General features: G+C 43.3%; 4 protein-coding genes and 2 pseudogenes. 1 reads left to right on the forward strand and 5 read right to left on the reverse strand.

The genetic code is table 11. The features are described from left to right. Positions 1-220: 220 nt before the first annotated feature. Both V7K31_RS27045 and V7K31_RS27050 read right to left on the reverse strand, forming a co-directional pair. A pseudogene (locus V7K31_RS27045) lies at positions 221-766 on the reverse strand (sensor histidine kinase); the annotation flags it as partial. A 275-nt stretch (positions 767-1,041) separates the two neighbouring features. Continuing rightward, entirely contained in the window at positions 1,042-1,260 is a 219-nt protein-coding gene (locus V7K31_RS27050) for a hypothetical protein (protein ID WP_335098557.1), read from the reverse strand. 281 nt (positions 1,261-1,541) lie between these two features. Here V7K31_RS27050 and V7K31_RS27055 point away from each other — a divergent pair, with 281 nt between their 5' ends. Further along, entirely contained in the window at positions 1,542-1,856 is a 315-nt protein-coding gene (locus V7K31_RS27055) for a YkvA family protein (RefSeq protein ID WP_335098559.1), read from the forward strand. 53 nt (positions 1,857-1,909) lie between these two features. On the opposite strand, the gene V7K31_RS27060 is transcribed toward V7K31_RS27055, so the two are convergent. From V7K31_RS27060 to V7K31_RS27070, 3 genes and pseudogenes are all read right to left on the reverse strand, one after another. Continuing rightward, entirely contained in the window at positions 1,910-2,287 is a 378-nt protein-coding gene (locus V7K31_RS27060; RefSeq protein ID WP_335098562.1) for a GxxExxY protein, read from the reverse strand. An 86-nt stretch (positions 2,288-2,373) separates the two neighbouring features. Next, positions 2,374-5,580: a glycoside hydrolase family 15 protein gene (locus tag V7K31_RS27065; RefSeq protein ID WP_335098564.1), complete on the reverse strand. Its 3,207-nt coding sequence runs from the start codon at positions 5,578-5,580 to the stop codon at positions 2,374-2,376. A 324-nt stretch (positions 5,581-5,904) separates the two neighbouring features. Further along, a pseudogene (locus V7K31_RS27070) lies at positions 5,905-7,718 on the reverse strand (ribosome assembly protein 4); the annotation flags it as partial.

Here is a 7,718-nt window from a genome sequence, read left to right on the forward strand (position 1 = left end):
CAGCCTTTAGTGACAGTAATCTGCTGTCGGGCTGGCTTAGTTATGTACGGACTGATTACCGTGATTCACTAAGCAACGAATCGCACAAGTTTCCTCCCTCCATGACTAGAGCAAATATGCTGAAGCATTTTAATTCTAGAGATTAATCCAAAATGAGGGACTTCTAAAATATAAATTTCTCGAAAATCTAAAAAGACAGTGTAAGCATGGCGTATTTGACTTAGACTGCTGTAGAAACTTGCTGCTGGGTAGGTAATTGAATGATAAACTCACTTCCTTCACCAAGAGTAGAAAAACATTCTAATTTGCCACCATGTTTTTGGGTGATAATTTGATAGCTGATTGCCATGCCCATACCTGTTCCTTTGCCTACAGGTTTGGTGGTGAAAAAAGGATTGAAGATACGGTTTTTAACGTGTTCTGGCATTCCCCCGGCATTATCCGCGATGCCTTCTCTTCGAGACGCTTCGCGAACGGCGGGCTTCGCCAACGCAATTTCCACCGCCTGCAAATTGCTCATTGAAGTGCGGATGCTAATCTGGCTAGGATTTGCCTCTATTTTCTGAACCGTGCGATTGGCGTTTATTTCGTCTAAAGCATCGATCGCATTCGCTAGAACATTCATTAAAACTTGATTGAGTTGTCCAGGATAGCATTCTACTTTGGGCAACTTGCCATAATCCCGAATCACTACAATTGCTGGACATTCTGGTTTGTCTTTCAGACGGTGTTGCAAAATCAACAGCGTACTTTCAATTCTTTCATGTGTGTTCTGGCACACTCACAACTACTAGCCAATCCAGTCCATATTGATCACGCCAGGGGGTGACATTGACAAAATTTGCTTCTCCTTGCCAATTCAGTTGCAGTTTTTTGGATTCGGTGATCGACTCAAAGCCATTGAAGGTTTGCTGAATTTGTTTAGCAATGGACTGAATTGAAGGATCAGGACTGTCGGTGGCTTTTACAGGTTCGGTGTACCAAGTTTCCTTGAAGTTGTCCCAATCAAGAATAGTATTAATATGGGTGCGATCGCCTTGGTTATCTGTGGCGTAGTTGTAGGAATTTTTCGGAGGTTTGGCACTCCAAATTGCTCGTTCGATCCATCAACTGTTCTGCCAAGTCGTTGACGGCTTTCTGTCCATTCTTAAATGATAAATAACCTACTAAACCTACCGCTCCAAATATTTGTAATACAAAGAGAATAATCAGAACCATCTGTCGGGGGATTTTAGATATGCCAAAGTGATGATTCTTCATCGGTAGGTTCCATCCTGCGTTAGTGCTTCGCCTTCTGAAAAGCAAATAAATTTACACTAAAGAGGCGAAACTTTAGATTTATATAACTAGGATTCCCTTCTAAAATACATAATCAACATTATTTGTTGTCAGGCAATTACTAGACTCTTGTGCAGAATCACAGAGTAGGTATTTAGTGATAGATTACGAGTAGCGTCTTCCAGACTAACTAGGGCGGTTATTCCCACCGGAAGTTTTTAGGATTATTTGTCAAAATTAAAGATAACTAGGAGGTTCAAAATATGAAATTTTCAATCCAATCACTTTACACTTGGTATCGCAATGTGCTTCGTAACCCCAAGTACCGTTGGTGGGTAATTTTAGGAACATTGGTCTATTTGGTCAGCCCAATTGATGTTCTCCCAGATTTTATACCTGTTGTGGGACAGATTGATGATGTTTTCCTTTTGACCCTGCTAGTTAGTGAGGTGTCTGGACTGGTGATTGAAGGCTGGAAAGCTCGTAAGGGTGATGTGGCTACTGAAGTACCTAATACTAGTGAAGGTTCTACGTCTACTGCAAGCACTATTGATGTTGATGCTGTTTCTGTTAAGTAGATTTTAAACGCAGAGGAACGCTGAGGGAAACGCAAAGGAACGCGGAGTCAGAGTTAGAGGTTGTTGGCTACGCGTTTGATACCTTCTTTGAGGTGGAGGACGTTAAAGTTGAGGATAATACCTAGTTTGCAGTTTGCGAGTTTGAGATAGGTTAGGAGTTGAACGGAGTGAATCGGGTGGAAGGATTCTACAGATTTAATCTCTACAATTACTTGATTTTCGACTATCAAATCTAATCGATAAACACATTCCAATTGCACATCTTTATAAACCAAGGGCAATGGAATCTGCTTACCAACACTCAATCCAGCTTTCTTCAACTCATAATCCAAGCACACCTCATAAGCCGACTCCAATAAACCAGGTCCCAAAGCAGTATGTACCCTCATCGCACAACCAATAATCACCCCACTCAACTCATTCTCTCTCATCCTCTGCGTTGCTCTGCGTTTCCCTTTGCGCGACGGCAGTCGCTACAACGGGGGGAACCCCCGCAACGCGCTGCCTCCCCTTTGCGTTAAAAATCTTTCACAAATTCCGTCAAGAACCGGAAAGCCTTCAAAATATAACTAGCACAATCGCTAGGAGAAGTATTGTAAAACGATCGCCACGCACTCCCCTTATCCTCATCATAGCGATCGCCTCTATCGGGATGGCGTTCTAACCATGCCAATCGCACTGCATGACCAATTAACACATCCAACACGATATATTCTTCGATTTGCAACTTAGGATTATTGGCAGCGATCGCAGCTAATTCTCTTAATGCTTCAATATTAACTTGACGATATTCTGGAGCTTCAATTTTATTCAGCAAATGCTCAACTAACAGAGCAAAATTTCTTTCGCCAGCTGTCATTTCCGACAACATTATTTCACTATCTAAACGATTGCGGCGCTCTAGTTTATCGCCAATTACTAGACCCTTGCAATGTTGCATTAATAGCCAAACTTGCTTAAAAAATTCTTTTGGTACGCGCCCCGTGGCACCCTCGGCTTGACGAAACCGCCGCCAACCGTCTGGCGGGACTTCTATTCCTTCTCCTATTACTGGTAACACCACCCAAGCAATATCACTTTCTTTTTGCATGACGTGCAGTGATTCTTGCTGGCGCAACAAGTTACTCATGCCAGTATATCGAGTTAATACCTGGCGCAAGCGCATTTTCACTTCAAAGGGTGAAAGTTGCATTAAGTGATCGTATGCTTCATCTTGAGTAACATCCAATTCCTGCGCTAGTTCGCTGGTTATCAATAGGATGAGATAGCCGACTCTTAGTGTTAGTAGTCCCTGGAATAATTCGCCTTCCGAGTGAATTAAGATACCAAGATAGATTAAAATCTCTTGGGTGAGGACGCGATCGCGGATATCCTCACGACAAAAATGATTAATTTTATCGGCAATTTCATCGTGAGACATGGGTACGGTAATCAAGGACGCCTCACTGTAAGCTTTACCCACAGCAATTTGCTTACCCCTTACCAAAATACTCGTCACTGCATCTGATAGGCTGATATCAACCATTTGGCGTAACCCCGCAGCCCGACGCACCACTGCCCAAATAGCTAAATCTCCAGCTTTGGTGTAAACTTCATCGAGTAAATCGGCTACGGTAACGGGATATCCTGGTTCACCGTACCCTGTATCAAATTCCATTCCCTGCAAGCGAATTAAAGTTTGCAATAACTCAATTTGCTCGTAGATATTCTCTGATGAGCGCAAATAAGAAAGTAATAGCCCCAAGTCGGTTTCGCATTCCATTTGAAATTCTTGGGTATTTCCTAAGCGCCAGTTTTTCTCAGGATGATCAGCTAGATGATAGCAACGTGGGCTAGCATTTTTCACTGGCGATCGCAAAAATTCTGTATTTGGCAGAAAATCAATTCTTTGGATTCCAGATGTCAGCATTAGCTGATTTAGCCGCCCTAATTTCACTCGCACACCGTTACAAACTCCATCTTTCAGTTCTTGCATTAGTTCTAGTAATGCTTCCGAACCGATTTCTAACATGGTATGCGTCAACATTAAAGTCAAAGTCGGACGCCCTAAATCGTTCCAATATTTTTGAATGTAAGCTAGTTCGCTTCTAATTTGATCTAGCAGAAAATGGTAATCAAGGGTTAAGTAAAACTGCTGAGAGTCTGAGAATGAAGGTAAAAATACAATTGTTTCCCCGCGAATCCGAAAGATTCTAGATGTTGTTAAACTCCGCAGCCGTCGCACTGGACGCCCAGTTAAACCAAGTTTATCGTTACGTCCAATTTGGGTATAAATAGCGGAAAATTCTCCAGCTTTTCTCACCTGAATCGGTTCTACTTGGATAGGCGTTTGTGCTTCAATTCCGTGAACTTCTAGTTTCGTCTGTAAATCTTCATCTTCTGCTAATAAAGCGATTTGTACCAACGCCTCACGCTGTTTTCCCACACACAAATGTCTTCCCAAAGGGTCGATATCACCAACCGCGACTAAGCCTTCACTCAACATTTCACTGAGAAAATATAAACTTTGCGCCCACACCAAGGGGATATTTTCATTGGGCAAACGTGGTTGCGTTTGGGGTGCTAACTTTTCTGCTTCTATGTTTTCGGCTGGAACATAATAAAGTTCTGGCAATAAACGCAAACCATTTTGTTGTATAAGTAATGCTTCTAAAAGCTCTTGGTATTTTTTAACTTGTTCTTGTTCGCCGCGAAATAACCCATCTAAAACTAAATAAGTGAAAAATAACGGCCATTCGCATTCAATATGCTCAAATTGCTTGAGTTCCCACGGTTCGTAGTGTAAGCGCTGATGATCTTCTAAAACGGTTTGGTGTCCATCACGCAGAAAGCGTTTGCAGCCGTATTTACCTGCGAGTTTATTGATAATATCGTTTAAAGTGCGATCGCGTAATTGCAAATCTTCCACTGCAAAGGCGGGATAACTAATAATACTCAACAGCGCTGCATCAATTTCTTTGGAACCAGATTCTCTCGGTAATAAAGATTCTAAAGTAATCCGGGCGCGGGCGATTTCATCTGGTAGCACATGAATCACCGATGCTTGACTACCACGCACACCAAACAAATCCAGTCCGTTGATAGCTTCTAAAGCAGCTTTTGCCATGCCTACGGAACTGGCATTTAACTCAGCACTACCACGATTAATTTTATTACCGCGTTCCCAAATGCCGTAATCTGGGGTACGGTAAGCTCGTCCAATATAGTAAACTAAGTTTTGGACGAAATTCACTTCATCAATGGTATAAATTATTTGCAATCCGGCTGCGGTCATTTGCGCCAATATCAGCAAAAATATAGATGTGGCATCAAGTTGCAAATGTCCCCATTCGTCATCACCCACAACAATGTCACCAGTCGCGGTATTATATTTTGCGTGCAGTCCATCCAATAGCGACTGAGTATGTTTAAATGTCTCTACTTTATGAGCCTGTCGCATCATTGCAAACAACAACCCGCGCATCAGTTTAATGACACTGTGTTCTAGCTCATAAGTGCGTCCCTCATCGTCGTCAATCTTGCGGTATGCAAGTCCTAAACCCCAAACTGCCAAAATGCTGTAAACGTTGTCTCGCACCCAGGCATCAGTATAATCGCCGTGGGCTGTAATCGCTGTACTCGCAGGTAGTAAACCAGTAATCGGATTTTGCCGAGTCAGAATAATTGTCTTGATTTGCTGGTAGTAATAGTCGAGACGAGCTAGCAATTCGGTAGATGTTTTCATGATTTGGTTCAGAACTACTTGCAAAATTCGACCCTGTGACTGTAGAAGTTAATTACCTAAACCAAGTCAGAACAAGTTCTGTAATGGTTGATGGGACAACAGCTAAGGGTGGTGTGAGTTTATTATTATCTCGTTTTAATAGGTTTCTGGGTACTTAATTTTAGGGAACCCGAACTAAAATACGATATTTGTTCAAAACCCTATCCTGACAAACCTCCCTCTCCTTACTAAGGAGAGGGACAGGTTGTGCGTAGCAGAACCAGGGTGAGGTTTCTTAGGGCTATTCGATAAACTTAAGGAAGAGGAATGGAAGTGAGGTTAAAACTACTTCGGTAACTTCTTAAGCTCTGCATCTGTAAACGGATTCTTCCCCGCCCGTAAATCTTTCACCCAGCCCTGCACTTGTGCTTTACTATCTTTATCCTCAGTCTGGGCAATGTATGCCTCAAAGTCCTCAATTGCCCCTTGATAATTCCCTGTTAGCGCCCTAGCCAAACCACGACTATCACGAATATTGCTATCTTCAGGTGCAAGTGCAACGGCTTTTTCACAGGCGGGTAACACATCAGCCGCTTGTTTTTGCAGACTACCATCCCAACACAGAGAGTTCCAAGAATCAACAGGAATTTCAACTTTTGGATCAAACTTGAGAGCTTCGGTATAATCTCCTAGCGCTTCCTTAAACTTTTTCTCTTCTAAGCGGCTGTTTCCTTCCTCAACTGAGCGTTCAGCCTTGCCTTTGGTGACAAACTCTTTCGCTCTCGCCTGGGAATCAAACTTTAATTTATTATCCCACTGCTGTGCTTTGCCAAACTTTACCACAGCGCCATTAATATCATCATTTCGCGCTAATTTCTCACCTTGAATAACTAACGTTGTCGCCCCTTGCGCCTTACGGGATGGAGTTTGGCATGATTGCAACTCTTCTAACACTTCTGGATGGCCAACAAAGTAATTATTCAGCAAATTGCAACCACTGAGCAATAAATTATCGAAATTCAAATCCCATAAAATTATTGTCTTGTCTTCACTAGCAGAAGCTAACTGTTGTCCATTGGGGCTGTAGGCGACGCTATAGACCCTACTGCTATGACCAGTCAGGGTTTTAAGGACTTGACCACTGCTGACATCCCAAATTTTGATGGTGTTATCATCACTTGCAGAAGCTAACTGTTGTCCATTGGGGCTGTAGGCGACGCTTCTGACGTAACTGCTATGACCAGTCAGGGTTTTCAGGAGTTGACCACTACTGACATCCCAGATTTTGATGGTGTTATCACCACTAGCAGAAGCTAACTGTTGTCCATTGGGGCTGTAGGCGACGCTCATGACCACACTGCTATGACCAGTCAGGGTTTTGAGGGGTTGACCACTACTGACATCCCAGATTTTGATCGTGTTGTCATAACTTGCAGAAGCTAACTGTTGTCCATTGGGGCTGTAGGCGACGCTAAAGACGTAACTGCTATGACCAGTCAGGGTTTTGAGGAGTTGACCACTGCTGACATCCCAGATTTTGATCGTCTTGTCATCACTTGCAGAAGCTAACTGTTGTCCATTGGGGCTGTAGGCGACGCTATTGACCGTACTGCTATGACCAGTCAGGGTTTTGAGGGGTTGACCACTGCTGACATTCCAGATTTTGATCGTGTTGTCTTCACTTGCAGAAGCTAACTGTTGTCCATTGGGGCTGTAGGCGACGCTATTGACCGTACTGCTATGACCAGTCAGGGTTTTGAGGAGTTTACCACTGCTGACATCCCAGATTTTGATGGTATTATCCCAACTAGCAGAAGCTAACTGTTGTCCATTGGGGCTGTAGGCGACGCTCACGACCTGACTCCTATGACCAGTCAGGGTTTTCAGGCGTTGACCACTGCTGACATCCCAGATTTTGATCGTCTTATCATAACTAGCAGAAGCTAACTGTTGTCCATTGGGGCTGTAGGCGACGCTAAAGACGTAACTGCTATGACCAGTCAGGGTTTTGAGGAGTTGACCACTGCTGACATCCCAGATTTTGATGGTATTATCCCAACTAGCAGAAGCTAACTGTTGTCCATTGGGGCTGTAGGCGACGCTAATGACCGAACTGCTATGACCAGTCAGGGTTTTGAGGAGTTGACCACTGCTGACAT

Source organism: Nostoc sp. (genome assembly GCF_036917675.1).
Lineage (GTDB): Bacteria > Cyanobacteriota > Cyanobacteriia > Cyanobacteriales > Nostocaceae > Nostoc.